This window comes from Williamsia sp. 1138 (assembly GCF_002095435.2).
Lineage (GTDB): Bacteria > Actinomycetota > Actinomycetes > Mycobacteriales > Mycobacteriaceae > Williamsia.
This window is the reverse complement of record NZ_MJEJ02000044.1, coordinates 156787-183481: the sequence shown is the minus strand read 5'-3', so window position 1 is coordinate 183481 and position 26695 is coordinate 156787. Positions and strand designations below refer to the sequence as shown.

Below are 26695 nucleotides of genomic sequence, written 5' to 3'. Positions count from 1 at the left end.
GTGGGTGGCTGTGTGGCTGTTTCCAGTCAGAGGGCAGGGTAGGAAGGCGTGAAATTGGCACACGGTGGGCGACCTCCGGCATCGGCTACGCGTCAGCACCGCGGACGTCGAATCAAGCAAGTCAGCGCAGCCTTCTTTCTAGGCGTCGGCGCTCTTGTGTTGTCGAGCTGCAGCGCTGAAGAAGCATTGCGGTTCGGCTGGCCCAAGGGCATCACGCCTGAGGCAGAAGACATGCGGCACCTCTGGACGTGGTCGGTCATCGCCGCCCTCGTGATGGGTGTACTGGTGTGGGGTCTTACGTTCTGGACCGTCACCTTTCACCGCAAGAAGCCCGGCGGTGACGAGTTCCCCCGGCAGACGGCATACAACGTCCCGTTGGAGTTGACCTACACGGCCATCCCCTTCGTGATCATCGCGGTCCTGTTCTACTTCACGATCATCGTGCAGAACGATGTCGAGGGTAAGCAGCCCAACCCCGACGTGGTCGTGGACGTGACCGCCTTCCAGTGGAACTGGAAGTTCGGCTATCGCACCGTGACCATGGCCGACGGCCAGGTCTACAACGGTTTCGAGAAGGACGGCAGCCCGTACGACGCACAGGTCGCCGAGCCCGATCCGACCGAAGAAGAGGAAGCGCACAACGCTCCCGACGATCAGAAGAACAACGTTCGCAACTACCTGAAGTTCGACAAGATCGAGACGATCGGTACCTCTGATGAGATCCCGGTCCTGGTGTTGCCGACCGGCAAGCGAATCGAGTTCGAGATCGCCGCGGCCGACGTCATCCACTCGTTCTGGGTGCCGGAGTTCCTGTTCAAGCGCGACGTGTTGCCGTTCCCGAAGCAGAACCACACGGACAACCGCTTCCAGGTCAGCTCCATCGATCGTGAAGGCGCATTTGTCGGCCGGTGTGCTGAGATGTGCGGCACTTACCACTCGATGATGAACTTCGAGGTCCGCGCAGTGAGCCCGGATCAGTTCGAGGACTACATCGACTTCCGCGAGGCCAACCCGAACGCGACGAACGCTCAGGCGCTCGAGTCGATCGGTCAGACACCGACGGCGATCACGACCAAGCCTTTTGATACCAAACGCGGCACCCAGACAGCGTCGAACTAGTCAGCCAGGAGCTACGAGATGAGAATTGAAGCGCGGCTCTTCGAGATCCTTACGGGGTTCTTCTTCCTGGTGGCGGTCGCCTACGGATTGGCCACCGGGTTGACGAGCAAGAACGTCGAGTGGGTCGGTGTCACGGGTCTGGTCATGACCGGTGGCCTGACGTTGATCATCGGAACCTATTTCCGGTTCGTGGCCCGCCGGGTGGACATCCGCCCGGAGGATTACGAAGACGCCGAGGTGTCCGACGGCTCGGGCGAATTGGGCTTCTTCAGCGCCGGTAGCTGGTGGCCGGTGCTGATCGCACTCGGCGCCGCGACTTTCGCTGTTGCCTTGGCCATGGCGAACTTCTGGCTCGTGGCCTTTGCTGCCGTCTGCATCATCGGTGCAGTGGCCGGACTCGTCTTCGAGTACCACGTCGGGCCTGAGAAGCACTGACACACACACCCTCTCAGCTCCCAGGTCTGCACCTCGACGTGCAGCACACCTGGGAGCTGAGTGCAGTCCGGGCCACCGAGCTCAGAGCTTTGCTGGACCTGGCGTTCGCAGGCGACTTCGCCGACACAGACTTTGACCACGCACTCGGCGGGGTCCACGCGTTCGTCACCGACGCCGCCGGCGCGCTGGTCGGACATGCCGCGGTTGTGGCCCGGGCGATGATGATCGACGGCATCCCACGCAGAGTCGGCTATGTGGAAGCCGTCGCTGTGGATCCGGGCCGGCAACACCAGGGGATCGGCGACCAACTGATGACTGCGATCGAGCGGGTCATCGTCGGGGCTTACGACTTCGGTGCCCTCAGTGCGAGCCGAGCCGGATTGCGGTTGTACCGCTCGCACGGTTGGCGCCCCTGGGAGGGGACGGTGTCTGCGATGACACCGACAGGAGTCGTCCCCACACCGGACGACGCGGACAGCGTGTTCGTCTACGGAGGCCCGCACCCTGCTGTCGGTGAGCTGACGTGTGATTGGCGCTCAGGCGACCTCTGGTGACCTAGCCCCGACCGGGCCCTTACGCGCGCCGATCGTGCCGTTGTGGCCGCCGACCGTGCCGTTACCGTCGCCCACCGTGCCGTTGTGGCCGCCCACCGTGCCGTTGCAGTCGCCGACCGTGCCGTTACGGTCGCCGACCGTGCCGTTACGGTCGCCGATCGTGCCGTTGTGGCCGCCGATCGTGCCGTTACGGTCGCCGATCGTGCCGTTGTGGCCGCCCACCGAGCCGTTACGGTCGCCGATCGTGCCGTTGTGGCCGCCCACCGTGCCGTTGTGCGCATCGATTGTGCCCTTGTCCGCTTGACCGTTCCGTGCGGTGTGTACGAGCGGTGGGTCCTCGGGACTCCCTCAGGTCGACGCTGCGCCGGAGACCATGTGCAGCAGTGGAAACGGACGCCCGTCGGCGTCGATCTCAGACCGTCCGACGATCACGAAACCGTGGCGCCGATAGAAGGCGACTGCGTCGGGGTTCTGTTCGTTGACATCGAGCTCAAGTCGTGGGATTCGGTCGAGCGCCTCGCCGAGCAGCGCTCCACCTACGCCTCGTCCGCGGTAGTTGTCGTCGATGAAGAGCATCTCGAGCTTGTTGCCGTCGGTACCTGAGAACCCGACGGTCCGACCACCGATTCTGGCGACGCGTAAGTTGACCGCCGGGAGGTAACTGTCGGCCACCTTCGGCGCGTAGAAATCGACGTCTTCGCGCGTCAGGAACACATGGGTGGATTCAACTGAACGTCTCCAGATCCGCGCAAGCGCGGGAAACTCTGCCGGGTCGTGACAGCTGACGATTTCGATGTTGCTCACGAACGTAAGAGAGTAACAAGGGCACGTTCGGCATCCGCGAGGGCACGATCGGCGTCCGTAACGGCACGCTCGGCGTCGGCAACGGCACGCTCGATGTCCACAAGGGCACGCTCGACGTCCACAGCGGCACGCTCGACGTCCGCAAGGGCACGCTCGGCATCCGCAAGGGCACGATCGGCGTCCGTAACGGCACGCTCGGCGTCGGCAACGGCACGCTCGGCGCCCACAGCGGCACGCTCGACGTCCGCAACGGCACGCTCGACGTCCACAGCGGCACGTTCGGCGTCGGCAAGGGCACGTTCGGCGTCTGCAACGGCACGTTCAGCGTCCGTAACGGCACGCTCGGCGTCGGCAAGGGCACGATCGGCGTCCACAAGGGCACGATGAACGCACCGCTGTGGGGGAGGGGAGGGACCGGCGACCCCAGGCCACGAAAAAGGCCGACCCGCTGATGCAGGCCGGCCTTTTTGGTTGTTCGATCTATCAGTCGATGAACGGGTCTCCGCCGCGCTTCTGGAGTTCGCGCAAAGCCTCGTGCTCCTTGTGATGAGCCTTGGCTTCGAGCTCCACGTTCTTCTGCTGCTCCTCGGGTGGGTCGGCCAGCATCAGCGAGCCGGTGCCCGGAGCACCCGCGGATCCGAGCTTGTTCATCCGCTTGGGCAGAGCCGCACCCTCGTACGGCAACGGGATCGGATGGCCATGGTCGTCGACGGGCCCGAGCGGCTGGTGCAGTTCGATGAACTCACCGTGCGGCAGGCGCATGATGATGCCCGTCTCGATGCCGTGCTCCAGCACGAACCGGTCGCTGCGCTGCAGCGCAAGCGCCCACCGATAGGCGATGTAGTAGGCGAGCGGCGGGATGATGATCAGCCCGATACGGCCCATCCACGTGGTCGCGTTGAGGGACACATGGAACTTCAACGCGATGATGTCGTTCATACACGAGATCGTCAGGATGATGTAGAAGGAGATCGCCATTGCGCCGATGCCGGTACGCACCGGTACGTCGCGCGGACGCTGCAACAGGTTGTGATGAGCGGTGTCTCCGGTGAGACGTTTCTCGATGAACGGGTAGGCGAACAGGATTCCGAAAACGATGCTCAGGATGACGACCACCCAGAAGATGGCGGGAATCGTGTACGCGTTACCGAAGTAGATCTCCCAGGCCGGCATCAGTCGAGCCAAACCGTCGGTCCACATCATGTAGATATCCGGCTGCGAACCTGCGGACACGTGTGCCGGGTTGTATGGCCCGAGGACCCAGACCGGGTTGATCTGCAGTACGCCCGCCATGATCGCGAGGATGCCGAAGGTGACCGCGAAGAACGCGCCGGACTTGACCGCGAAGACCGGGAGGATGCGGACACCGACCACGTTCTTCTCGGTGCGGCCGGGACCGGGGAACTGGGTGTGCTTCTGGTACCAGACCAGCGCCAGATGGGCACCGATCAACGCCAGGATGATTCCCGGGAACAGCAGCACGTGCAGGATGTAGAGCCTCGGGATGATGATGTCGCCCGGGAACTGGCCTCCGAAGAGTGCCCAGTGGATCCAGGTGCCTACCACGGGGATACCGAGGACGATGCCCGACATCGCCGCGCGGACGCCGGTGCCCGAGAGCAGGTCGTCGGGGAGCGAGTATCCGAAGAAGCCCTCGAACATCGCCAGCACCAGCAAGAAGCAACCGATGATCCAGTTGGCCTCACGCGGACGCCGGAAGGCGCCGGTGAAGAAGATGCGGGCCATGTGGATGATGATCGACGCCGCGAACAGCAGGGCTGCCCAGTGGTGGATCTGGCGTACGAAGAGTCCACCGCGCACCTCGAACGAGATGTTCAGCGTCGTCTCGTAGGCCTTGGTCATCATGACGCCGTTGAGCGGTTCGTAGGCACCGTTGTAGGTGACCTCGGACATCGACGGATCGAAGAAGAACGTGAGATAGACGCCCGAGATCAGCAGGATGACGAAGCTGTAGAGGGCGATCTCACCGAGAAGGAACGACCAATGGGTCGGGAAGACCTTGTTGATCTGACGGCGCATACCTGCCGCGAGGTGATACCGGGAATCTACTTCCTCGGCCTGCTGTCCGATCTTGCTCATGGTCGATCCTTCCCCTTCCCGCGTTCCCAGAACGCGGGGCCTACGGGTTCGATGAAGTCGCCGGCGGCCACCATGAAGCCCTGCTCGTTGACCGTGATCGGCAGCTGCGCGAGCGAGCGCGCAGCGGGACCGAAGATGGGCCTGCCGTATTCAAGGGCGTCGAACTGTGACTGGTGGCACGGGCACAAAATACGGTTCGTTTGCTGCTCGAACAGTGAAGTCGGGCAACCGAGGTGCGAGCAGACCTTCGTGTACGCGTAGTAATCGCCGTAGTTGAAGCTCTCCTGGCCCTGACGCTTGATCGCTTTGGCAGCGTCGTTGGGGCGAAGGCGGATCAGCATGACGGGGTTGCTGATGTAACGCAGGCCTTCGATCAACTTGTGCCGTGATTCTTCTGTCTCGCCGGTGCCGTCCGAGACCCGCCACGGGAACACCGTCTCCATACCACCGGCGTCGATGTCCTCGGGACGCACCAGCACTACGGACATCGGGTTACCGGTGTCGCGGCGCAAGAAGATGGTCTCGTTCGGGTTCTCCGGTGGGTTGTAGATCGGTGACCAGCCCGTGTGCCACAGGGGCGAGTTCTTACCCTCGGCCCAGGGGTTCTTGATGATGCCGCCGAGCAGCGCGACCACGCCGGTCACCGCGAAGGTACCGAGACCGAAGAGTCCGGCGCCGATGATCATCTTGCGACGCGGCAGGGTCGAGGTGTTCAGCGAATCGCCGAGCTCGGCGACGATCGTCTTCTTGTCGGTCTCGTTGGAGCCGCCGTCATGACGATCCTGGACCGAGATCTCCTCGGGGATGAACTTCTTCGTGAACTGCACGGCGCCGATGCCGATCGCGAGGATCGACAGGCCGAAGGTGATGCCGAGCAGCGGGGTGTTCAGAAGATACGCCCGGTAGTTGTCGCCGCCGGGCATCACGAACTCCCATTGGTTGAACAGGAAGATCACGAAGCAGGCGATGGCGGAGATCCCCGAGAGGGCGAACCAGAAGGCGACGCTGCGTTCAGCGCGCTTCTCGGCCTTCGTACCCGGCTCGGGGAACCGCTCGCGGCGGTGGATGACCTCGACGCCGTCGAGATTGGTACCGAGTTTGACCAGCTCATCGTTGGTCATGGCATCGAGCTCGTCCTGGGTGGGAGCTGATTTTTGCTGATCACTCATGTTCGAGATCCCATCCACATCGCGGCGGCGACCACAGCCACTACGCCGATGACCCACATCGCCATGCCCTCGGATACCGGGCCGAACCCGCCGAGTCCGTACCCACCGGGGTTACCCGAGGTGGTTGCGTACTTGACATAACCGATTATGTCTCGTTTTTCCTGATCCGTCAGTTGCCGGTCGGAGAACTTGGGCATGTTCTGCGGGCCGGTCAGCATGGCGGTGTAGATCTCTTGCTCGTTGGGGGCGTCCAGCGCGGGGGCGAACTTGCCCGACGAGAGCGCGCCACCACGACCGGTGAAGTTGTGGCACGAGGCGCAGTTGAGCCGGAACAGTTCGCTACCGCGGCCGATGTTGTCGCCGCGTAGCTCGCCCTGCTCGACGACGGGATACCCGTCCTTGAAGATCACGTTGCCTTCGGCGTCCTTGGCGTAGACGACCTGGGGTCCGCCACCGACAGACTGGATGTATGCGCCGAGCTGGTCGATCTGAGCCTGCGTGAACTTCGCCGGCTTGCGCACGATCTGCGCCTCACCGCGAACGGCGGGCATGCGGCCCGACGAGACCTGGAAGTACACGGCTGCGTCGCCGACGCCGACGAGCGACGGACCGCGTTCGGCCACGCCCTCGAGGTTCGCGCCGTGGCACGTGATGCACGACGTCTCGTAGAGCTTCTTGCCGTCCTGGATCAGCGCCGCGCTGGACTCGCTGTCGGCCTTGGCGACCTGCGGGTCCGGCGTGATCGCGCTGGCCAAGCCGCCTGCGACGACGAGACCGGCCAGCAGCAGCAGTATTCCCGATGCGCGACGACGCAACTTACGACGCGACTTTGCTTTCTTCGCGTCTATCCGGCCTGCACCCTCGCTCAGGGTGCCCGGGGCCGAATCCCCGGGTGAGGTGGGTGGGGGAGATGAACTCATCTGTATCTCTCTGCTTAGCGGACTGACTTTGCCTGGGCTGAAGATCGGTCTGGGCTGAAGATCGGTTTGGGCGCGTTACCGGATGAAGTAGATGGTCGCGAACAGTGCGATCCACACGATGTCGACGAAGTGCCAGTAGTACGACACGACGATCGCAGCGGTTGCCTGCGCCGGGGTGAACTTGCTGAGCCTGGTGCGGATCAGCAGGAACACGAAGGCGACGAGTCCACCGATGACGTGGAGGCCGTGGAAGCCGGTGGTGATGTAGAAGACCGACCCGTAGGCGCTCGACGAGAGCGTCGTGCCCTCGTGAACCAGGTGGTAGTACTCGTACGCCTGTCCGGCGACGAAGATCGCGCCCATGATCAGGGTGATCGTGTACCACCGGCGCAGGCCGAACACGTCGCCGCGCTCGGCGGCGAACACACCGAGCTGGCAGGTGACCGAGGACAGGATCAACACCGTTGTCACGGGGATCGCCAAGGTCAGATTGAGCTCGGTGGGCTCCATCGGCCAGTTGCCGTAGTTTCCGGCCCGCGCGACGAAGTACATCGCAAAGAGTCCGGCAAAGAACATCAGCTCGCTCGAAAGCCACACAATCGTGCCGACGCTGACCATGTTGGGTCGGTTCAGCGAGTGCACGCGCTGGGTGATAGCTGATCCTGTGGGTGCTGCAGCGCTAGTCACCCCAGAAGTATGACGGTTCGTAGTAACCCCTGACTACTTGGGTCCAGGTTTTTTTTCGGGCGGATACGCAGACCCTGGTAGGGGGCAGCAAAAGCCCAGGATCCGGCGTGTCCCGGCCCCGTGAAACGGGTACCTGGGAAGCTGTTGGGGTGGCACGTGACGTGAACGGGAACCCGATCGAGGCATCGCGATGGAAGCAGTGGACCTCGCGATTGGGTGGCAACCGAAAGCCCAACGCGGAGTTGTCCGTCGACGATCCGGAGCTGGTCGTGACGGCGGAGAGTTTCGACGACAGTGTCGCGGCATCGACGACGCTGGCCGATTCGGTGTGGCGCGAGGACGAGCAGTCGGTCCTGCGCCACTTCCTGGCTGTTCCCGCCGACGCGGTCGACAAGGCTGTCGCGCTGGCGGCCCAAGACCATTACCAACGTGTCCCGGTGCCTCCTGCGGCGTCCACCGGGATGGAGGTCGAGGGGGAATTGTTCGCGCTTGCCCGCGTGCAATTGATCGACGCCCTGCATGTGTCTCAGGAGCGGTCGCGGATGGCCGGGCTGGCTCAGCGGCACGGTGGCACGGTGCTGGCCTGGCAGGTGTTGCAGCCACCTCGATAAGCTCTGGGCCGTGACCCATTCCGATGCGCAGGCCCGCACGTGGCCATTGATACTCGGTGCCCTCGCCGCCGGCCACGATCTCGACGCGCCCGATGCGGAGTGGGCGATGAACGAGATCATGTCCGACAGCGCCACCTCGGCCCAGATCGCGGCGTTCGGGGTGGCATTGAAGATCAAGGGCCCGGTATCGGCGGAACTGCGTGGTCTGGCGGCGGGGATGCTCAGTCACTCCACCGTCGTGCCGACCTCGGTTCCCTGCATCGACATCGTCGGGACCGGCGGGGACCGATCCAACACCGTGAACATCTCCACCATGACTGCTGTGGTGGTGGCAGCCGCAGGGGTGCCGGTCGTGAAACACGGGAACCGCGCGGCGTCCTCCAAGAGCGGCGGCGCCGACGTCCTCGAGGCTCTGGGCGTCAAGATCACGCTCACCGCCGACGGTGTCGCCCGGTGTGTCGAGCAGCTCGGTATCGGGTTCTGCTTTGCTCCGGTCTTCCACCCCGCGCTGCGCTTCACGGCTGCGGCCCGCAAAGAGATCGGTATCCCCACCGTCTTCAACGTGCTCGGGCCACTCACGAACCCGGCTCAGCCCAGTAGCGGGCTGGTCGGATGCGCATTCGCCGATCTCGCGCCGGTCCTCGCGCAGCTCTTTGCCGAGCGTGGACATTCGGTGCTCGTGGTGCGCGGTGATGACGGTCTTGATGAACTGACCACCACCGCGACGTCCACGGTGTGGCAGGTCGCAGGGGGCACCGTCCGCAGGCAGGTGGTCGACCCGACCACGATCGGGCTGGCCCGCGTCGAACTGTCAGCGCTTCAGGGGGCTGATGCCGAATACAACGCCAGGGTCGCCCACGAGCTGTTCTCCGGGATGACCGGTCCGGTGCGTGACGCTGTGTTGCTCAATGCGGCAGGGGCATTGACCGCTTATCGGCCCCGGCCCGACATCGATCTCCACATACAACTGCGGGAGCAATTGGCTGTGGCGGCCGCGGCCATCGATTCGGGTGCCGCAACGGCTCTGCTGGCCGACTGGGTGCGGCTGAGCAACTCTCTGTAGCGGTCTATTCGCCGATCGAGAAGCCTGCGTCGATGTCGGCGCTCGAGTAGCTCTTGAAGGCGATGTGCGTCGCGCTGTGCTTGACGCCGGGCAACCGGTTGATGCCCGCGGTGACGACGTCGGCGATGTCGCTGTGTTCGCGGACGCGGATCTTCGCGATCAGGTCGACGTCACCCGCGCACGAGAACACCTCGGTGACACCGGCGATGTCGGCGACCGCCTGTGCGGTTTCCGGGATCTGGTGAACATCGGTCTGGATCAGGACGATCGCGGTAATCATGCGTCCAGACTAGTGCCGTGAGGTGCCGGTGTGCGGGGGTCTGCGGCCCCGCCACGGTGCGAGAGGACAGGTACGGGCACGGGTGCTGGTGAGCTCCTTCGGCCCGGGGAATCGTGTGCTGCCGTCTCTCGCAGGGTTCGATGGGCTGAGCCGACCATGTCCCGCCACTGGGTCCAGCGGGCGCCGCCGTGCATCGGCAAACTCAAACCGCTTGTCGCACAAACTATCCTGACCCCGGGTGTGGTCAGCCAGCGATAGATCAGAGCGACCTCTTCGTGCGGGGCGCCGTGGAGCGGGCCGGGGTCGGGGAGCACGGTCTCGGCCGCCGCCGCGAGGGCGGCGACGACAGGCATCGGCGGGACCCCGCGTGCCGCGACGCCTGCACTGGCCAGGCGGCCGTGCCGGATGACGGCGAGTTCCCAGCCGCCGTTTCCGTCCGGACCGGCGGCCACCAGTTCGGAGATCCGTGCGAGGGCGGCCAGTCGTTGACACCGTTCGAGTTGGCCCACCAGGTGGTCGAGTCGGTCACGCAACCGCGCTGCGTTCTCGAAGAGTTCGGCGTCCGACAAGGCCATGAGGCGATCGAGGGCCGTGCGGACGGGGGCGTCGGTCCGTCCGGTGAGCAATCCGGCCGTGATCTCGGCGCGGGAGGAGTACTGCAGCGCCGACAATGGCGTGGCCGTCGCACCGTGGCATCCGCCGACCAGGCGGCGTCCCTGCGGACCCACCTCACACGTGTGACGACCCGTGGCCTTCAGGGCTGTACGGCAGGTCCGGAGGCCACAGGTCTCGGCGATGAGGTCGGCAACGTCGTAGGCGACGGCCCGTGAACGGAAAGGGCCCAGGGCGATTGCAGAGGCGCTACGGCTGACCTTGAGCCGGGGGAAGGCCTCCTCGGTGAGGCAGATCCACCACCCGCGGTGAGGAAACTTGGAGCGCCGGTTGTAGGGCGGCGCGTGAGCACCGAGCAGTCGCAGTTCGCGAACGCCGGCCTCGAGCCGGTGTGCACATTCGACGTGATCGACCCGGGTGGCCAGCGCGACCATCTCCTTGATGCGCGTGCGGCTCTCCGACCCGGTGAAGTAGCTACGCACGCGACGGCGCAGATCCACGGCCGTGCCCACATACAGCACCTCGTCCGAGGGGCCTCTGAACATGTAGATGCCGGGGCTGGAGGGCAGGTGCTCCGCCAGCACTCGTTTGTCACGGGTCGCCTTGGGTACCCCGGGCAGATATTCGAGGAGATCGCGAAACGATTCGACGCCGAGGTTCCCCACGCGTTCGAACAGGCGGTGCATCACTTCCACGGTGGCGCGGGCGTCATCGAGGGCGCGATGGGTCGGCCGGGTCTGGACCCGGAAGAGATAGGCCAGCGCAGACAACTTCACAGTGGGTGCTTCGTCCCTGGTCAGCACGCGGCGAGCCAGCTTCACGGTGCACAGCACCCTGCGAGATGGCCAGGGGTGGCCCATGGAGGTGGCGGCGGCCCTCAAGAATCCCGTGTCGAAGCCGGCGTTGTGAGCAACGATCACCGCATCCCTGGCGAACTCGAGGAACGCCGGGAGGACCTCGTCGATAGTGGGCGCCTGATACACCATGGCCTCGGTGATCCCGGTCAGCCGGACGATGTGCGGAGGTATCCCGCGCTGCGGGTCCACCAGGGTGGCGAACTCTCCGATCACCTCGCCGCCGCGCACCTTCACCGCTCCGATCTCCGTGATGCGGTCGTGGACCGAACTCCCGCCCGTGGTCTCCAGATCGACGACCACGAACGTGATCGAGCGCAGCGGCGCGTCATCCGGGTGGCCCAGAGCGGGGTCTTCGAACGAGAGCTGAGTCCCATTGGCCTCATCGGTAACACTCACCCCACGAACACTAGTTCGATGCTCTGACACGTTCGCGTGCACCGCGCCCCGCGCGGTGATCTGGGCCACTGTGGACGCCGCGGTGATCGTGACCGAAAAGGGTTGTCGGACGGTGTCGCTAGCGTCCGGGGCAATGGATCGAAAGTCGGCGATCCGGCCTCAGGGAAAACCCTGAGGGCCCCCTAAGAGGGGTCGACGACCGAATGAGACGGAGATCACAATGCTAGTGGACTGCAACACCTGCCCTGGGCGCAACATCGCCTGCGATGACTGCATGATGACCGTTTTTCTGGGGCCGGTGGGGGTCCCGAGCAGCAAGAACTCCGAAGTTCGCTGTGATGAATTCGTTATTGACGACGCGGCCAACATCGAGGCGGCCATCGCGCTGTTCAGCGCGGCCGGCATGTTGTCGAAGTCTGACACACACGATCACGTTCGTCGGGTCAACGCAGGTAAGGCCCCATTAGTTCCCGAAGAAGGGGTCCATTTGTGGGCCATGTGAGGCGACACGCCGCAGTCGCCTGTGTCGTCCTCCTAGTGGACACGGACCACCACCGTTTCGTAACCTTCCTGAGACCTTACGAAAGCGTCCGCTCCAACCGGAGAGGATCGTGAGGTCGCCGCTCAATCACCTACCAAGGTGAACCGGGGAACCACTGATGCCGACCACGAGTCGCATCCGGGGTGAATCCCACCGGACCCTGAGGCCGAGAGGTTTTCGGGGTTCAACGGGTAGGGCCATCTTCCGGCCCGAATCCGACAGCTAACCCGGTCGGCGGACAGGGAAGAAACAAGGAGACCTCGCTTCGTGGCGAAACATCGTTTGCAACAGCCGAACCGCGGCATGAAGAGTGCCCGTGGCGCCTTGATCGCCGGTTCCATCACACTCGGCGCAATGGGTATGGCAGCTGCACCGGCCATGGCCGCACCGATCACGGTCCCAGGCGTCGGAACATTCGACATCCCGGGCGTGACCGAGGGTCAGATCCCGAATGAACTCAAGCCCCAGAACTTCCTGCCGCAGGCCGCCGCTCCGCAGGCGAAGCCCGTCGGCCAGATCGCTGCCGACGCCGCCGTGAGCAAGATCGGCTCGCCGTACGTCTACGGCGCCGCAGGCCCGGACGCCTTCGACTGCTCCGGACTCGTCTACTGGTCGCACCAGCAGGCCGGCCAGAACATTCCGCGTGACAGCTACGGCCAGCTCGGTGGTGGCACCAGCGTGAGCGCTGCCGACGCCCAGCCCGGCGACGTCGTCATCTACAACGGTGGCGGACACGCCGGCATCTACATCGGCGGCGGCCAGGTCGTGCATTCCTCGACCGAGGGCGTGCCGGTGGCCAAGATGGGTCTGAACGACCAGTCGGTCCTCGACATTCGTCGCTACTGAGCGACAACAACTGAATACGGCCACTTGGGCGGGATCGCTGATCACAGCGGACCCGCCCAAGTGGCTTCCCGGCCGGATCTTTGCACCGTTGGCGGCGTCGCCGCCGTGGAGAGATGTGTAGCCTGGCCAGGTTGGGGTGGGAGTTCGAAGTGTCACGGGCCGCGAAAGCCGGCCCGCTGCCGGTATTGAGGAGTTACATCGTCGTGGTGCGTGAGCGATATGTCGCCGTGATGCGGACAATGATCGCCGCAGTCGTGATGGCGCTGGCCGTTGCCCTGGGAGCCGGCGTTCCGGCGGGAGCCGAGCCCGGTCCGCGGAGTCCGGACGACATGCTCACCGAGTACAAGTCGCTCGGTCGCGAGGCCGAGCAGGCCACCGAGGCCATCCACAGCACCACGATCGAACTGACCAAGCAGCGTGAGGCGGTCGCCGCGGCCACGACCGAGGCCACCGCCGCAGACCAGACCCTCGCGGATCTGAAGAAGCAGGCAGAGGGTTTGCAGGGCGCGGTCGACGCCCTGGTCAGCGCCAGTTACAAAGGCGCCCGGGTCAACCGGTTGTACGCCGTACTCGTCAGTGATTCACCACAATCTCTCCTCGATCAGATGTCCGGCCTGGAGATGGTGTCACGGCAGACCGTCGATGACGTCCGCAAGTTCACCGTCGCCAACGAGAAGGCGGAGGCCGCCAAGAAACTGGCCGACGACACCAAGGCGAAGGCGGAAGCGGCTGTCGCCACCGCAGAAAAGACCAGCGCCGACCTGCAGGCCAAACAGAGCGAGCGGGTGTTCAAGGCCACCGAGATCAGAGCGATGTACGAGGCTCTCACCGGTAAGCAACTCGCCGAGCTCGCAGGCCCCAAGATCGAGTTCAACGCCGCGATGCTTCCCAAGGGCACTGCGCCCGAGGTCATCGCAGTGCGGGCCGCTCTGACCCGGATCGGTGATCCGTACGTGTGGGGCGCCACCGGACCGGACCAGTTCGACTGCTCAGGTCTGATGGTGTGGGCGTACAAGCAGGCGGGCAAGACCCTGCCGCGGTCGAGTCAGGCCCAGCTGGCAGGCGGCACCGCCGTCGACAAGAACGACATGCGCCCCGGTGACCTGATCATCTACTACCCGGACGCGACCCATGTCGGAATGTACGTCGGCAACGGGTACGTCATCCACGCATCCACCTTCGGTGTCCCGGTGAAGGTCGAGTCGGTCGATGGTGCCGGTCCGTTCAACTCGGCCCGCCGGTACTGAAACCCACGGTGAGCGAACCTTCCACGCCAGAGGACGAGCAGGGCGGTGCCCGCCGTGGTCGCCGGGTGGCATGGGTCGTCGTGGTGATCGCCGCCATCGTGGCCTGCGCGGTCACGCTCACGGTGACGCTCACGGATTCCGGGACAGACGGCGATACGCAGACCCAAGAGAGCACGCAGCGTCCACAGAATCCATTTGAAGAGGCCCGAACTCTGGGGGTTTCGCAGGTTCTCGCGGACTACAGCGCCGCTCTTCGCAACGGTGATGCGGCCACAGCGGCGACAGCGCTGGACCAGTCTGCGACGGAGATCGTGCGGGATCGCACCCGGCGATCCGCCGAGGGGATCGGTCTTCTGCCGATCCCCACCTTCGAGTATCGCTTGTCCAGCACGCGTGGCCCCGAGCGGCTGGTGCCCGCCGAGTTGCAAGATCGACTCGACGCCCAGGGCAGCAGCGACTCCTGGGTGGCTCCCGTGCAGTTGCGATACGCATACGAGGGCATCGACAGCACTCCGGTGGTGCTCGAGGTGCCGATGGTGATGGCGAGATATCCCGACGGCTGGAAGATCGTTGCCGATGCCGGGCCGGTGTTCGGTGAGGCAGGTCCGGCAGGCCAGGTCTGGCAGTACGAGCGACCTGCGGCCAGTCCGGTGAGCACTCCACCGGGGGACTCGCTGGTCCTGACCAACGGCACCTCGCCCTTGACCGACGTGCTGGGGAGACTGCTGCCCGCAGCCACCGAGTCGGTGACCGGCTTCTGGGGTACGAGGTGGGCCCAGGGCGCCGGCGTCATCGTCGCGGGCTCCGACGACGAGTTCGCATCCATCACGGGATCGAGTCCGGCGGATGCCGATGCTGCTGCCGCCGTGACCGTCTTCAGCTCCGTCGATCCCGCGGGCCCGACCGCACTGGGTCAACGTGTGGTGTTCACTCCGCAATCGGCCGGGCTCGATCCGAACACCCTTGCCGTCGTACTGCGGCACGAACTGTTCCACGTCGCCGCACGAACCGCCACCGCAGAAGCAGCGCCGGTGTGGGTCACCGAGGGCGTCGCAGAGTACGTGGGCAGGAGGGGGACCTACACCCGACTCGAGCAGGCTGCCCCCGCGCTGGCCGCGGAGATCGCCGCGAACGGACCGCCCGCCGATCTCCCGGCCGATGCGAACTTCGCGCCGAGCAATCCCGATGCGGCGCTCGCGTACCAGTCCGCCTGGTCGGTCGCGGCGTTTATCGCCGACACCTACGGCGACGACAAACTGAAGCGTTTCTACGTCGCACTGGCCGGCGCCGACCAGCCGACCGACCCGGCTCTCGTGGTCACCGCGCAGAACACCGCGGCCCAGATCGTGCTCGGCATCTCCCGCGATGATCTGGTCAACCGGTGGCGCGCCTGGCTCGGTCAGCAGGTCTGACGCAGCTACGGTGGGCCAATGCATCGGACGCTGTTGGTCACCAACGACTTTCCGCCCCGGCAGGGCGGCATCCAGTCGTACCTGCAGAATTTGGTCGACCGTCTGCCTGCCGGCGAGATCATCGTCTACGCGCCGAGATGGCGGGGTGACAGCCATGTGCGTTTCGACAAAGAACAGCCCTACGAGGTCGTCCGGCACCCCACCACGCTGATGCTGCCGACACCGATCGTCGCCCACCGGGCAGCGGAACTCGTTCGCGCACACCAGGTCGACACTGTCTGGTTCGGTGCTGCAGCTCCGCTCGCGACCCTGGCCGGGACCGTGCGCCGGGCGGGTGCGAGCCGGGTCGTCGCGAGTACCCACGGACACGAGGTGGGCTGGTCGATGCTCCCGCTGGCCCGGCAGACACTGGGCACGATCGGCCGTGGCACCGACGTCCTCACGTACGTCAGCGCCTACACCCGTGGCCGGTTCGCTGCCGCTTTCGGCCCGCAGGCGGCATTGGAACACCTGCCGCCCGGCGTCGACGTCGACCGGTTCAGGCCTGATCCGGTTGCGCGCCAGCACTTTCGGGAGCGCCACGGACTGGGCTCGGCTCCGACTGTCCTGTGTTTGTCACGATTGGTTCCGCGCAAGGGCCAGGACATGCTGATCCGGGCACTGCCCGAGGTGCGTGCGCAGATCGACGGGGCAGTCCTGGTGATCGTCGGGGGCGGGCCCGACCAGCGTCGACTGCGTGAGCTCGCGGCCGCGGTCGGGGTGGCCGATCACGTGGTCTTCACCGGATCTGTACCCGCCGACGAACTCGCCGGGTACCACAACATCGCCGACGTGTTCGCCATGCCGGCCAGGACCCGCGGTCATGGACTCGACGTCGAGGGGCTCGGGATCGTGTACCTGGAGGCGTCATCGACGGGGATACCGGTGGTCGCGGGCGACTCGGGAGGGGCACCGGAGACCGTTCGACCGGGCGAGACCGGACTGGTGGTCGACGGTCGGTCGCTTCCCGAACTGGTCGAGGCGCTCACGACCATCCTCGGCGATCGTGAGCTGGCCGAATCGATGGGGCGGGCAGGACGCGAGTGGGTGCAGTCGCGGTGGCGGTGGGAGCACATGTCGTCGCGGCTCGCGCAGCTGCTGTGATCTCGGGATACCGGAACAAGTAAGGGTTTGTGATGGCCATGCCTGGTCGATATGTGAAGCTAATGCGGTGACCAGAATTCAGGTTGCCGACCAGACGTTCATCGCGGCGCCCGCAGAATCGGCGACGGAGCTGATCTCCGACCGCGCGAATTGGCGTCGCTGGTGGCCGGACCTGCAGTTGACCGTCGTCGAGGATCGAGCCGAGCAGGGGGTGCGCTGGAAGGTGAGTGGCCCGCTGAACGGAACCACCGAACTCTGGCTGGAACCGGCGCTCGATGGATTCGTGCTGCACTATTTCTTGCACGCCGATCCGACGTCCCGGTTGCCCACCGAGCCCCGCGCGCTGATGACCGAGGTCGGCAAGATCAATCATCGTCGCCGGGTTGCCGGGCGTGCGATGTCGTTCGAGGTGAAGGACCGACTGGAGGCCAGTCGTCACGTCGGGGGCCCGGCGGCAGGAGAGCGCGGAGTCGCGGCGTCCGGGGGTGGGAGATGACCGATCGTACCGAGCAGTCCATCGTCATCAACGCCGATGCCCAGGCCATCATGGCGGTCATCGCCGATTTCGAGCAGTATCCGAAGTGGGTGTCGGCCGCCCGCGAGGTCCAGGTGACGGTTCCCGGTACGTCAGGGCGGGCCAAGCAGGTCCGGTTCGTCCTCGATGCCGGTGTGCTCAAGGACAACTACGAGTTGAGCTATGAGTGGTCGCCCGACGGTAATTCGGTGACGTGGGATCTGGTCAGCAGTGATCTGCAGACAGCCCAGCACGGGCGCTACCTGCTGGTGCAGCAGGCGCCCGGATCGACGAAGGTCACCTATGAGCTCAGCGTCGGTCTTTCCATCCCGATGATCGGCCAGCTCAAGCGTCGCGCCGAGAAGGCGATCACCGACGCAGCGCTCAAAGAACTCAAGAAGAGGGTCGAAGGCTGATCGATCTAGCGCCCATCCACCTCGTACTCGGTGCGGGCGGGGCGGGAACCACGACCGTCGCGGCGGCCGGCGCCGCCGGTAACCGGGCAGACCGTCGCACCGGCCGCCGGGGCAAGACCTTGCTCGTCACGCTGGACAGGTTCCATTCGGCGGCGACCGTATTCGGTGTCTTTTCTGTTCCAGGAGAACCGATCCCGGCATCGCAGCAGGTCGACCTGCTCGAAATCGACACGATGGCCATGCTGGAGGAGACCTGGGGGACGGTGCGCTCGGCTCTGGCTGCCGGCGAATTGACGGGTACCGGCGTCCCAGGGGTGGGTGCTGTTCTCGCAGGACTCGATCCCGAGGAGGTGCTGGGGATGCCCGGGGTCGAATCGCTGCTGGCCCTGCGCCGGATCCGCGACGAGGCGGCGTCGGGGTCCTGGTCACGGGTCGTGGTGGACCTGTCAGGCGGAACGGACCCGTTCGAGTTGCTGCGCGTTCCGCAGATGGTCTCCGACACCATCGAGAGGTTGTGGCCGAGGCACCGGCGCCTGGCGGCGGCGGCGGACAATGCCCGTATCGCCAGGGTCGTCGCGATACTCGACACACTCGTCCGTGACTGCGCAGACGTCGATGAACTGCTCTTCGACACCAGCGCAGTCGACGTCCATCTCGTGGTCGGCGCCGATCGCCACGGAGTGGCGACAGCGGAGAGGGCACTCTCGGTGTTGCAGGTGATGGGACTCCCGCTCAGCACCGTGCTGGCCAATCGTGTTCTTCCTGAGGATGGTTCACCTCCGACGACGGGCGCCGGTGCGGCAGGGCCTGCGACGTGGTGGGATGAGCAGCTCGTTGTCCAGGCCGCTGCCGTCGAACGGCTCCGGGACATCACTGCGGGCGCTGAATTGATCAGCGTGCCATGGCTTTCGGAGCCGATCGACTCGGTGTTGACCTTGCGGCGACTCGGAGTGCGTCTCGACTCGCGGTCGATGGACACAGTGGGGCCCCAGGCGGCCAAGGTGGAGCGCGAATCGGGTTCAGGAGTCGATTCGATCTACCGGATGAGATGGAGACAAGCGCTCCCGGACCCCTCGGGGCTGCAGCTGGGTCGCAGCGGTGACGATCTGATGATCACCGTGAGTGGAGTGCGCAGACGGGTGCGACTACCGTCGGTTCTGCGACGATGTCTGGTCCTGGGGGCACAGTGGGACGGCGGGGTGCTGACAGTCCGCTTCCGCCCTGACCCAGGTCTCTGGCCCCAGCCATAGCAGATAGGTAACAATGGCGGACATCGCACAACCCACCCGAGCAGTGAAGGCAGCGTGAACGAGAGAAGGCCGGCTTGACCCATCAGCATGGCGGTGACGCAGACGGTGCTCGGTCAGGCTCGGACGCGGAAGCCTGGCGGGCACTCATCCTGGGCGTCCTCGACCGTTTCGACACGCTGGCGGCAGGTCTCCTCGGCGAGGGTGGCGCGCGAACCGGCGAGCCAGGTGGCCAGGCAGGCGCACGGGGTGGACCCGGGCGACCGACGGACTTCGCCGGACAGGCGCGGATCGCCTTGGACGGGATCATCGAAGAGGCGGGCGAACTGCTGTGGCAGATGCTGGGGCAACTCATCGCGATCCTGGAGGCGATCCAGGCTGCGCTGGAACAGGTGATCGGTGCCGGTGCGGCGGCACCCGCGCCCCGCTCGACGGGTGAGACCGGGCGCGATGCGGCGTACCAACCCATCACCGTTCGCTTCGAACCCGTAGGTGACGACAGCGTGGACAGAACGTGAGCGCCGTACCCCGGCACGGCGCGGGTAGAGGTGACATGGCCGTCGGTATCGACATCGGCGGGACGAGCATCCGCGCCGCCGTCGTCGACGAGAAGGGCCAGGTGCTCGACACCGTTCGGTCGCAGACCCCCACGACGGCGACCGCACTCGAGAGCTGTCTCGATTGGACCGTGGCCGAATTGGCAGAACGCTGGACGGTGACCGCGGTCGGGCTCGCAGTGGCCGGATTCCTCACCACCGACCGGCAGGTGATCCGGTTCTCTCCGCACCTGCCGTGGCGCGAGGCGAGGGTCGCCGAGGAGATGACGGCCCGGATCGGCCTGCCCGTGTTCTGCGAGCACGACGCGAACGCCGCCGCAGTGGCCGAATATCATTTCGGTGCCGCCGCCCGCGGTCACAACACCCTGGTCATCGCGATCGGCACCGGTATCGGTGCCGGGCTCCTCCTCGACGGTGAGATCTACCGCGGGAGCTTTGGGGTCGCCCCTGAACTCGGACACCTGCGCGTGATGCCCGACGGCAGGCCGTGCTCGTGCGGGAAGTTCGGGTGCTGGGAAAGGTATTGCAGCGGCACGGCATTGGTGGACACCGTTGTCGAGTTGATCGCGGACGGCGGTCTGTGGAACAGCCAGCTCGCCCGTGAGATCACCGACGATCCGGGTTCGTTGACCGGTCGCCGGATCGCGGCGGCCGCCCATGACGGCGATGCGCTCGCGCTGGCGGCATTTGCCGAGTTCGCCCGCTGGCTCGGGTTGGGGCTGGCGATGGTGTGCGACGTCTTCGATCCCGATCTGGTCGTCTTGGCCGGGGGCGTGGGTTCGTCGTCGGGGCTCTACCTCGATGAGGCCCGGGAGCACTACTCGGCGTTGCTGACCGGCGCAGGACACCGGCGGATGGCGCGAATCCGTGGGACCCAGCTCGGAGAGGCTGCAGGAATGATCGGCGCCGCTCAGATCGCCAGGATGGGGGCCAGGGCTGTGACGGACCAGCGCCCGGGTGGGTAAAGTTCTCGGCGTATGTGGTGTCGGCAACAGCGGCGGGGCGTTCGTGGCTCGTCAGAGAGTGAGAAGACATGTGGTACTGGGTCTTCAAATACATCCTGATGGGACCTGCGCTGCGGGCCCTGGGGCGGCCGAAAGTCGAAGGGCTGGAGAATATCCCGGCCAAGGGACCGGCAATTCTCGCCAGTAATCACCTTGCAGTCGTCGACAGTTTCTACCTTCCGCTGATGGTGCCGCGCCGGATGTACTTCCTCGCCAAGAGCGAGTACTTCACCGGCACCGGGGCCAAGGGCGCGTTTCAGCGGTGGTTCTTCAACGCCTCGAGTCAGATCCCGATCGACCGCACCGGCGCCGACGCCGCGGCCGGTGCGCTCGTGTCGGCTCGTCGCAAACTCGACGTCGGAGACCTGATGGCGATGTATCCCGAGGGCACCCGGTCTCCTGACGGCCGGCTGTACAAGGGCAAGACCGGACTGGCGCGGATCGCGATGGAATGCGGTGTCCCGGTGATCCCCGTCGCGATGATCGGGACCAGCGAACTGAATCCGCCCGGCACCACGATCCCGCGCCCCGGCCGCATCACCGTCAAGATCGGGAAGCCCCTGGACTTCAGCCGCTATGAGGGCATGGAAGGCAACAGGTTCATCGAACGCGCGGTCACCGACGAGATCATGTACGAGCTCATGAAGCTGAGCGGCCAGCAGTACGTCGACGTCTACGCCGCGACCCTCAAAGATCAGCCGGCCGCCGAGTCGGTCACCGAGACGCCCCCGGCGGCCTGATCCGCCGGTGCGCTACTTCTACGACTGCGAGTTCATCGAGGACGGCCTCACGATCGAGTTGGTCTCGATCGGGATGGTTGCCGAGGACGGTCGCGAGTTCTACGCCGTGTCAACCGAATTCAACCCTGACCGGGCCGGCCAGTGGGTTCGGGCGAACGTCCTGCCCAAGCTTCCGTCGCCGGCCTCGAAAGCCTGGCGTTCCCGCGCCCGGATCAAGGAAGACCTGCTCGAATTCGTGAACGCCGGACCCGGGACCATCGAGTTGTGGGCCTGGGTCGGTGCGTACGACCACGTGGTCCTGTGCCAACTGTGGGGACCGATGACGGCGTTGCCGAGAGAGCTGCCGCGCTACACCCGTGAGCTGCGCCAGCACTGGGAGTGCAGCGGGCGCCCCGAGCTGCCCGCCGCGCCCAAGGACGCGCACGACGCGCTGGCGGACGCGCGGCACAACCTCAACAAGTGGCTCGCCATCGAGAGTTCGGTGAACCGGCCGCAGTGATCCGGCCACGAATTGGTTTCGGATGTCGGCGGGGCATTAGGCTGGTCTGGTGGTGAACTGGACCGTAGACGTTCCGCTTGACGAACTCCCTGAGCTGCCGCCCCTGCCCGGCGACCTCGCAGCCCGATTTGCGGCGGCGCTGACGAAGCCCGCGTTGCAGCAGCCGAGCTGGCCGGAAGACAAGGCGCGGGCGATGCGCACCGTGCTCGAGAGTGTGCCGCCGATCTGCCTTCCCAACGAGGTGGAGCAGCTCAAGGCCCAACTCGCCGAGGTCGCGCTCGGTCGGGCTTTCCTGCTGCAGGGAGGTGACTGCGCAGAGACGTTCGCAGACAACACCGAACCCCACATCAAGGGCAACATCCGGACGCTGCTGCAAATGGCGGTGACGCTCACCTACGGTGCCAGCCTGCCCGTGGTGAAGGTGGCGCGCATCGCAGGTCAGTACGCCAAGCCGAGGTCGTCGGACACCGATGCGCTGGGCCTGCCGTCGTACCGTGGCGACATGGTCAACGGCTTCTTGCCCGAGTCGACCGTCCGCGAACACGATCCGTCCCGACTGGTGCGCGCCTACGCCAACGCCAGCGCTGCGATGAACCTGGTCCGCGCGCTCACCGGGGCGGGCCACGCCGATCTGCACCGGGTGCACGACTGGAACCGGGAGTTCGTCCGTACCTCGCCCGCCGGTGCCCGATACGAGGCATTGGCCTCCGAGATCGATCGCGGCCTCAAGTTCATGGACGCCTGCGGTGTACGGGACTCCAACCTCGAGTCGGCCGACATCTACGCCTCACACGAAGCCCTGGTCCTCGACTACGAGCGCGCGATGCTGCGACTGGCAGATGATCCGGCGGACCCGGACAGCGGCAAGAAGGTCCTCTACGACCTGTCGGCGCACTTCCTCTGGATCGGCGATCGCACCCGCCAGCTCGACGGCGCCCACATCGCGTTCGCGGAACTGATCGCCAACCCCATCGGACTCAAGATCGGGCCCAGCACCACCCCCGAACTCGCCGTCGAATACGTCGAACGGCTCGACCCGAACAACGAGCCCGGCCGGCTCACACTCGTCGCGCGAATGGGTAACGGCAAGGTCCGTGAGTTGCTGCCCCCGATCGTCGCGGCTGTCGAGGCCACCGGCCACAAGGTCATCTGGCAGTGCGACCCGATGCACGGCAACACCCACGAGGCCAGCACCGGATTCAAGACCCGCCACTTCGATCGCATCGTCGACGAGGTGCAGGGCTTCTTCGAGGTGCATCACGCTCTCGGTAGCCACCCAGGTGGCGTCCACATCGAACTGACCGGTGAAGACGTGACCGAATGCCTCGGTGGCGCACAAGACATCTCGGATCTCGATCTCGCAGGACGCTACGAGACCGCATGCGATCCGCGACTCAACACCCAGCAGTCGTTGGAGCTGTCGTTCTTGGTTGCGGAGATGTTGCGGGGTTGACCTGAGTTGGCCGTGCGAGTACGGCGAACTGACACCGCCCGGCGGGCGGCCGCGTGTTCTGGACGAGGGAGCGAGGGAGCGCAGCGACCGAGTCGACTGAGGAAGAACACGCGATAAAGGCCGCACGCCCCGCGAGCGCCAGCGAGCCAAAGACACAGCTGGTGAGCCGACGACGCGACTCTCTCCCGTCAGTCCTTCACGAGGCCACCGTCTACGACCAGGTTCTGGCCGGTGACGGCGCGCGACCACGGTGACGCGAAGAACAGGACAGCATCTGCGAACTCCTGCGGGGTGGTGACACGTCGTAGCGGGGTGCTCTCGGCGATCAGATCGAACACCGCTTCCGGAGTCGCGGAACTGGCATCGGTGGTGCGGAGCAACCCGCCGGACACCATGTTGACGGTGATGCCCTCCGGCCCGAGATCGGCGGACATGGTGCGCGTCAACGCCAACAGCGCAGCTTTCGCTGCGGTGTAGTCGTGGTACGGGACCACCGGGTTCTGGACCAGGTTGGTGCCGATGGTGACGATGCGACCGAAACCCGCTTCGCGCATCCCCGGCAACGCTGCCTGGGTGGTGTGCAATGCGGCGGCGACGCTGCCCTTCAGTTGCGCATCGAAGTCCGGCCACGTGATCGTGTCGGCTTTCGGGCGACCGTCGCCGTTGAACGAGAAATCGACGAGGGCGTTGTTGACGACGGTGGTGATCGGTGAGCCGAAATGCTCTCGCGCGGTGTCGAACAGGGCGGCCACCGCCGCGGGGTCGGTGACGTCTGCGCGGACGGCCAGTGCGCGATCGGGACCGAGCTCCTCGGCGAGTGCGTCCGCGGCGTCCTTGCTTCGCAGATAGTTGATGATCACCCTCGCGCCCTGGGTGGCAAACGCCCTGGTGATCGACTGACCGAGCCCACGGGCCCCGCCTGTGATCAGCACGATCTGCTGCTCGATGGATTGCGCGTTGTTCGACGGCATGATGGACATCCCTCCGCCAGTACTAACTGGTCAGGTTCAGCGGGTCTGATCTCAGCCGAGAGGATTCGGCACCCCGTGTCGCCCACAATCAGATCACAGGAGCGAGCGTTCATCGGCGCCGGGCACCACATGACGGACAATTCACCGCCTGGACGCCGAGAACCTACGGGATCGAGGTGATGTCGACTGTCGTGCCCTGTTTGATGCGGGTTCCGCCAGAAGGGTTCTGACTGACGACGATCGAGATGGCGGACCCTGTCAGGCCCCGACTGTTGACCTTCAGCCCGGCGTCGCCGAGCTTGCGTTTGGCAGTGCCGACGGTGTCCCCGGTGACGTCGGGGACGCTGACGGCATCAGAGACGAAGATGCGTACCACAGGATTCCGCGGGTCCACCCGGGCGCCGAAAGCCGGGCTCGCGGAGGTGATCTCGCCTGCCTTGGCAGTGCCATCCGTGGACGTACCGCCATCCTGGGCGATCAGTCCGGCGTCCTGCAAGGTCCGTCGTGCCTCATCGGGTGTCTTGCCCGACAGGTCGGGAACCGAAATGGCGTCCGAGACGATGAGGTCGACAGTGCTTCCGGGTTCGGCCATGGCTCCGGCACCGGGACTGGTGCCGATCACCTTGCCGCCGTCGATGTCCGGGCTGAACTCCTTGCGGACGTTTCCGGTCTTGAGTTTCGCGGCCCCCAGCAGCTTGGTGGCGTCGTCCTGGTCACGACCCGACACATCGGGGACCGAGATGGGTTCGGGGCCGCGACTGGTGGTGATCTGCACCTCACTGCCCACGGGTACCGTGCTCCCGGAGTTGGGCGTCAGCGAGACCACGGAGCCCTTGGGTGCGGTGTTGCTGTACTGCTGCCGGGCCACCTTGGGTACCAGAGTGCGGTCGCGCAGACGCTGCTCGACTTCGGGCAGGGGGTCGCCGGCGCTGAGGTCGGGGACCTTCGGTTGCCCCACCGAGTACGCCAGGGTCACGTCGGAGAACCGGCTGACGCGGGTTCCCGGCGCCGGTTGCGCCGACATCACCTGATCGACGGGAAGGTCGTTGTCGAAGGTGGGGTCGTCCACGACGTCGAGCCCGGCGTCTTCGATGGCTTCGGTCGCGGTGACGCGGTCCATCCCGGTCAGTTCCGGGACGGTGGTGAAGCGGCCCGACCCGAGCCACCAGCCGCCGACCCCGAGCAGCGTTGCCACGAGCATCACGACCAGCACCCAGATGAGCGCTGTGCGACGAGACTTGCGGCGTTGTTCGGCGTACGCCGAGGCCTGCGACATCATCGCCGCGGACGGGGGAGGAGGGCCAGGTGGGCCCTGCGGGCGGGAAGGGCCGGGCGGCGGCTGTTGATGGCGGGTGTCGGGCGGAAGGGTCTGGATCCGCGTCGGATTCCGGCCGCCCTGCTGCGGTGGCGCCGGCGAGGCGGCGATCGGGTCGGTGCCGTCCGGATCCCCGGGTGGGCCCGCCGGTGGCCGCAACTGGCGGTCGCGGAAGGCGACCATGGTCTCTCGTTCCGCCGAGCGGGTAGGGGCGGGCACCGTGAACGCGGGCAGATCGAGGTCGACTGCGATCTCGGTGAGCACTTCACGCATGTGGTATCCGTCGCGATACCGGTTCTCGGGGTTGCGGGCAGTCGATGTCAGGACGAACTCGTCGAACTCCGGCGGCACGCCCGGGATGAGTGAACTCGGTGCGGGTACGTCGTTGTTCAACCGTTGGTATGCCAGACCGAGGGCGGTGTCGCCGCTGAACGGGGTTCTGCCGGTGAGCATCTCGAAGACCAGGATGCCGGTGGAGTAGACATCCGAGCGAGCATCGGCCGACGCGGACTCCACCTGCTCGGGTGACAGATATGCGGCGGTGCCCAGGATCACGCTGTTCGATGTGATGCCGGCGGCCGCGATGGCTCGTACGAGCCCGAAGTCGACCACCTTGACTTCGCCCTCGTCCGAGATCAGGACGTTCTCGGGTTTGACGTCGCGGTGCACCAGCCCGGCGCGGTGGGCGGACCCGAGCGCTCCGAGGACCGGGGCCGTCACGGCGGTCACGGCGTGAGGTGGCATCGGGCCGCGTTCGCGCAGCAATTCGCGGAGGGTGCCGCCCTGCACCAACTCCATGACGAGGAACGCGTAGTCGCCGTCCGCGCCCTGGTCGTACACGGCCACGAGCCCGGGGTCCTTCAGCCTGGCGACCGACCGGGCCTCGAACTCGAGGCGGGCCAGGAACTGCGGGTCTGCCGAGAATCGCGGATCCATCACCTTGACGGCAACAGGCCGGTCGAGCCGCAGATCCATTCCGAGGTAGACGCTGGACATGCCGCCGCGGGCGATGAGCGCATCGATCCGGTAGCGGCGCTCCAGCAGCATGCCGATCAGCATGTCGGAGGGAGCGTTCACAGGCGTCAGATCCTTTCGCGGCCGGACAGGTGGGCAGATTTACGAGTCCACAGTAGCGACGCCGGGTCTAGAAACGATCACGAGCGCGGGTGTGTGCGGGCGAAGG

The 26695-nt window shown here is 65.7% G+C and carries 29 protein-coding genes and 2 riboswitches; of the genes, 18 read left to right on the top strand and 11 right to left on the bottom strand.

Translation table 11 applies throughout. From position 1 onward, the window contains the following. Positions 1–111 precede the first annotated feature (111 nt). From BH683_RS15285 to BH683_RS15275, 3 genes are read left to right on the top strand one after another with little or no spacing between them, the layout of a single operon-like run. Positions 112–1119: a cytochrome c oxidase subunit II gene (locus BH683_RS15285; RefSeq protein WP_246833402.1), complete on the top strand. Its 1008-nt coding sequence runs from the start codon at positions 112–114 to the stop codon at positions 1117–1119. 18 nt (positions 1120–1137) lie between these two features. Beyond that, positions 1138–1554, top strand: a complete 417-nt coding sequence (locus tag BH683_RS15280; protein ID WP_084837105.1) for a cytochrome c oxidase subunit 4 — start codon at positions 1138–1140, stop codon at positions 1552–1554. Between the two features lie 38 nt (positions 1555–1592). Next, the gene (locus tag BH683_RS15275) at positions 1593–2108 is read left to right on the top strand and encodes a GNAT family N-acetyltransferase (protein ID WP_210405221.1); all 516 of its coding nucleotides are present in this window, start codon (positions 1593–1595) and stop codon (positions 2106–2108) included. Here the strand turns inward: BH683_RS15275 and BH683_RS28425 are convergent. The 7 genes from BH683_RS28425 to BH683_RS15240 form a co-directional block, all read right to left on the bottom strand. Further along, the gene (locus BH683_RS28425) at positions 2091–2372 is read right to left on the bottom strand and encodes a hypothetical protein (protein ID WP_143696064.1); all 282 of its coding nucleotides are present in this window, start codon (positions 2370–2372) and stop codon (positions 2091–2093) included. The two genes, BH683_RS15275 and BH683_RS28425, sit on opposite strands and share 18 nt — an antisense overlap. Positions 2373–2456: 84 nt before the next feature. After that, complete coding sequence (locus BH683_RS15265; protein ID WP_084837102.1) at positions 2457–2912, bottom strand: GNAT family N-acetyltransferase; 456 nt, start codon at positions 2910–2912, stop codon at positions 2457–2459. Then, entirely contained in the window at positions 2909–3286 is a 378-nt protein-coding gene (locus tag BH683_RS15260) for a hypothetical protein (protein WP_084837101.1), read from the bottom strand. The genes BH683_RS15265 and BH683_RS15260 overlap by 4 nt, the downstream gene beginning before the upstream one ends. Before the next feature lie 109 nt (positions 3287–3395). Then, positions 3396–5012: a cytochrome bc complex cytochrome b subunit gene (locus BH683_RS15255; RefSeq protein ID WP_084837100.1), complete on the bottom strand. Its 1617-nt coding sequence runs from the start codon at positions 5010–5012 to the stop codon at positions 3396–3398. Then, on the bottom strand, positions 5009–6181 hold the full coding sequence (locus BH683_RS15250; protein ID WP_084837099.1) for a ubiquinol-cytochrome c reductase iron-sulfur subunit: 1173 nt from the start codon (positions 6179–6181) through the stop codon (positions 5009–5011). The genes BH683_RS15255 and BH683_RS15250 overlap by 4 nt, the downstream gene beginning before the upstream one ends. Then, entirely contained in the window at positions 6178–7101 is a 924-nt protein-coding gene (locus tag BH683_RS15245; protein ID WP_084837098.1) for a cytochrome c, read from the bottom strand. Before BH683_RS15245 ends, BH683_RS15250 begins: the two co-directional genes overlap by 4 nt. A gap of 75 nt (positions 7102–7176) precedes the next feature. Continuing rightward, positions 7177–7788, bottom strand: a complete 612-nt coding sequence (locus BH683_RS15240) for a heme-copper oxidase subunit III (protein WP_081729571.1) — start codon at positions 7786–7788, stop codon at positions 7177–7179. A 149-nt stretch (positions 7789–7937) separates the two neighbouring features. Here BH683_RS15240 and BH683_RS15235 point away from each other — a divergent pair, with 149 nt between their 5' ends. Together BH683_RS15235 and trpD are read left to right on the top strand one after the other, a co-directional pair. Next, positions 7938–8399: a hypothetical protein gene (locus BH683_RS15235; RefSeq protein ID WP_210405220.1), complete on the top strand. Its 462-nt coding sequence runs from the start codon at positions 7938–7940 to the stop codon at positions 8397–8399. A gap of 10 nt (positions 8400–8409) precedes the next feature. Continuing rightward, the gene (gene trpD, locus BH683_RS15230; protein ID WP_246833394.1) at positions 8410–9462 is read left to right on the top strand and encodes an anthranilate phosphoribosyltransferase; all 1053 of its coding nucleotides are present in this window, start codon (positions 8410–8412) and stop codon (positions 9460–9462) included. A gap of 4 nt (positions 9463–9466) precedes the next feature. Here the strand turns inward: trpD and BH683_RS15225 are convergent, their stop codons facing one another. After that, entirely contained in the window at positions 9467–9742 is a 276-nt protein-coding gene (locus BH683_RS15225) for an Lrp/AsnC ligand binding domain-containing protein (RefSeq protein WP_084837096.1), read from the bottom strand. Continuing rightward, positions 9739–11607: a DEDD exonuclease domain-containing protein gene (locus tag BH683_RS15220; RefSeq protein ID WP_281492319.1), complete on the bottom strand. Its 1869-nt coding sequence runs from the start codon at positions 11605–11607 to the stop codon at positions 9739–9741. Before BH683_RS15220 ends, BH683_RS15225 begins: the two co-directional genes overlap by 4 nt. A gap of 274 nt (positions 11608–11881) precedes the next feature. Here BH683_RS15220 and BH683_RS15215 point away from each other — a divergent pair, with 274 nt between their 5' ends. The 13 genes from BH683_RS15215 (at position 11882) to BH683_RS15155 (ending at position 23226) form a co-directional block, all read left to right on the top strand. Then, entirely contained in the window at positions 11882–12109 is a 228-nt protein-coding gene (locus tag BH683_RS15215; RefSeq protein WP_168187054.1) for a hypothetical protein, read from the top strand. A 109-nt stretch (positions 12110–12218) separates the two neighbouring features. Next, a riboswitch (cyclic di-AMP (ydaO/yuaA leader) is annotated at positions 12219–12400 on the top strand. A gap of 15 nt (positions 12401–12415) precedes the next feature. After that, the gene (locus tag BH683_RS15210) at positions 12416–12994 is read left to right on the top strand and encodes a C40 family peptidase (RefSeq protein WP_084837094.1); all 579 of its coding nucleotides are present in this window, start codon (positions 12416–12418) and stop codon (positions 12992–12994) included. A 257-nt stretch (positions 12995–13251) separates the two neighbouring features. Continuing rightward, positions 13252–14241 (top strand): C40 family peptidase, encoded by a 990-nt coding sequence (locus BH683_RS15205; protein WP_246833400.1) that lies wholly within the window; start codon positions 13252–13254, stop codon positions 14239–14241. A gap of 8 nt (positions 14242–14249) precedes the next feature. Then, on the top strand, positions 14250–15653 hold the full coding sequence (locus BH683_RS15200; RefSeq protein WP_084837093.1) for a hypothetical protein: 1404 nt from the start codon (positions 14250–14252) through the stop codon (positions 15651–15653). 18 nt (positions 15654–15671) lie between these two features. Next, positions 15672–16796 (top strand): glycosyltransferase family 4 protein, encoded by a 1125-nt coding sequence (locus BH683_RS15195; protein ID WP_084837092.1) that lies wholly within the window; start codon positions 15672–15674, stop codon positions 16794–16796. A 67-nt stretch (positions 16797–16863) separates the two neighbouring features. Then, entirely contained in the window at positions 16864–17292 is a 429-nt protein-coding gene (locus tag BH683_RS15190; RefSeq protein ID WP_084837091.1) for an SRPBCC family protein, read from the top strand. Then, positions 17289–17726: an SRPBCC family protein gene (locus BH683_RS15185; protein ID WP_084837090.1), complete on the top strand. Its 438-nt coding sequence runs from the start codon at positions 17289–17291 to the stop codon at positions 17724–17726. Before BH683_RS15190 ends, BH683_RS15185 begins: the two co-directional genes overlap by 4 nt. Continuing rightward, positions 17723–18976 carry an ArsA-related P-loop ATPase gene (locus BH683_RS15180; protein ID WP_084837089.1) on the top strand — a complete coding sequence of 418 codons (1254 nt, stop codon included), beginning with the start codon at positions 17723–17725 and terminating at the stop codon, positions 18974–18976. Before BH683_RS15185 ends, BH683_RS15180 begins: the two co-directional genes overlap by 4 nt. A 74-nt stretch (positions 18977–19050) precedes the next feature. Beyond that, on the top strand, positions 19051–19491 hold the full coding sequence (locus tag BH683_RS15175; protein WP_084837088.1) for a hypothetical protein: 441 nt from the start codon (positions 19051–19053) through the stop codon (positions 19489–19491). A gap of 35 nt (positions 19492–19526) precedes the next feature. Beyond that, positions 19527–20495 carry an ROK family protein gene (locus BH683_RS15170; RefSeq protein WP_084837087.1) on the top strand — a complete coding sequence of 323 codons (969 nt, stop codon included), beginning with the start codon at positions 19527–19529 and terminating at the stop codon, positions 20493–20495. Between the two features lie 68 nt (positions 20496–20563). Further along, on the top strand, positions 20564–21274 hold the full coding sequence (locus BH683_RS15165; RefSeq protein ID WP_084837086.1) for a lysophospholipid acyltransferase family protein: 711 nt from the start codon (positions 20564–20566) through the stop codon (positions 21272–21274). Positions 21275–21281: 7 nt separating this feature from the next. Continuing rightward, entirely contained in the window at positions 21282–21773 is a 492-nt protein-coding gene (locus BH683_RS15160) for a polyadenylate-specific 3'-exoribonuclease AS (RefSeq protein WP_084837085.1), read from the top strand. A 49-nt stretch (positions 21774–21822) separates the two neighbouring features. Then, on the top strand, positions 21823–23226 hold the full coding sequence (locus BH683_RS15155; RefSeq protein ID WP_084837084.1) for a 3-deoxy-7-phosphoheptulonate synthase class II: 1404 nt from the start codon (positions 21823–21825) through the stop codon (positions 23224–23226). A 188-nt stretch (positions 23227–23414) separates the two neighbouring features. On the opposite strand, the gene BH683_RS15150 is transcribed toward BH683_RS15155, so the two are convergent. Then, the gene (locus BH683_RS15150) at positions 23415–24197 is read right to left on the bottom strand and encodes a 3-oxoacyl-ACP reductase (protein WP_084837146.1); all 783 of its coding nucleotides are present in this window, start codon (positions 24195–24197) and stop codon (positions 23415–23417) included. Beyond that, positions 24189–24283, bottom strand: a riboswitch (TPP riboswitch). It overlaps the preceding gene by 9 nt. A gap of 77 nt (positions 24284–24360) precedes the next feature. Beyond that, entirely contained in the window at positions 24361–26589 is a 2229-nt protein-coding gene (pknB, locus tag BH683_RS15145; RefSeq protein WP_246833393.1) for a Stk1 family PASTA domain-containing Ser/Thr kinase, read from the bottom strand. Between the last annotated feature and the right edge of the window lie 106 nt (positions 26590–26695).

Coding starts and splice junctions, on each gene's coding strand:
- BH683_RS15280 (WP_084837105.1), top strand. CDS start 1,138: ATGAGAATTGAAGCGCGGCTCTTCGAGATCCTTACGGGGTTCTTCTTC.
- BH683_RS15255 (WP_084837100.1), bottom strand. CDS start 5,012: ATGAGCAAGATCGGACAGCAGGCCGAGGAAGTAGATTCCCGGTATCAC.
- BH683_RS15250 (WP_084837099.1), bottom strand. CDS start 6,181: ATGAGTGATCAGCAAAAATCAGCTCCCACCCAGGACGAGCTCGATGCC.
- BH683_RS15245 (WP_084837098.1), bottom strand. CDS start 7,101: ATGAGTTCATCTCCCCCACCCACCTCACCCGGGGATTCGGCCCCGGGC.
- BH683_RS15225 (WP_084837096.1), bottom strand. CDS start 9,742: ATGATTACCGCGATCGTCCTGATCCAGACCGATGTTCACCAGATCCCG.
- BH683_RS15215 (WP_168187054.1), top strand. CDS start 11,882: ATGATGACCGTTTTTCTGGGGCCGGTGGGGGTCCCGAGCAGCAAGAAC.
- BH683_RS15205 (WP_246833400.1), top strand. CDS start 13,252: ATGGCGCTGGCCGTTGCCCTGGGAGCCGGCGTTCCGGCGGGAGCCGAG.
- BH683_RS15195 (WP_084837092.1), top strand. CDS start 15,672: ATGCATCGGACGCTGTTGGTCACCAACGACTTTCCGCCCCGGCAGGGC.
- BH683_RS15185 (WP_084837090.1), top strand. CDS start 17,289: ATGACCGATCGTACCGAGCAGTCCATCGTCATCAACGCCGATGCCCAG.
- BH683_RS15170 (WP_084837087.1), top strand. CDS start 19,527: ATGGCCGTCGGTATCGACATCGGCGGGACGAGCATCCGCGCCGCCGTC.
- BH683_RS15165 (WP_084837086.1), top strand. CDS start 20,564: ATGTGGTACTGGGTCTTCAAATACATCCTGATGGGACCTGCGCTGCGG.
- BH683_RS15150 (WP_084837146.1), bottom strand. CDS start 24,197: ATGCCGTCGAACAACGCGCAATCCATCGAGCAGCAGATCGTGCTGATC.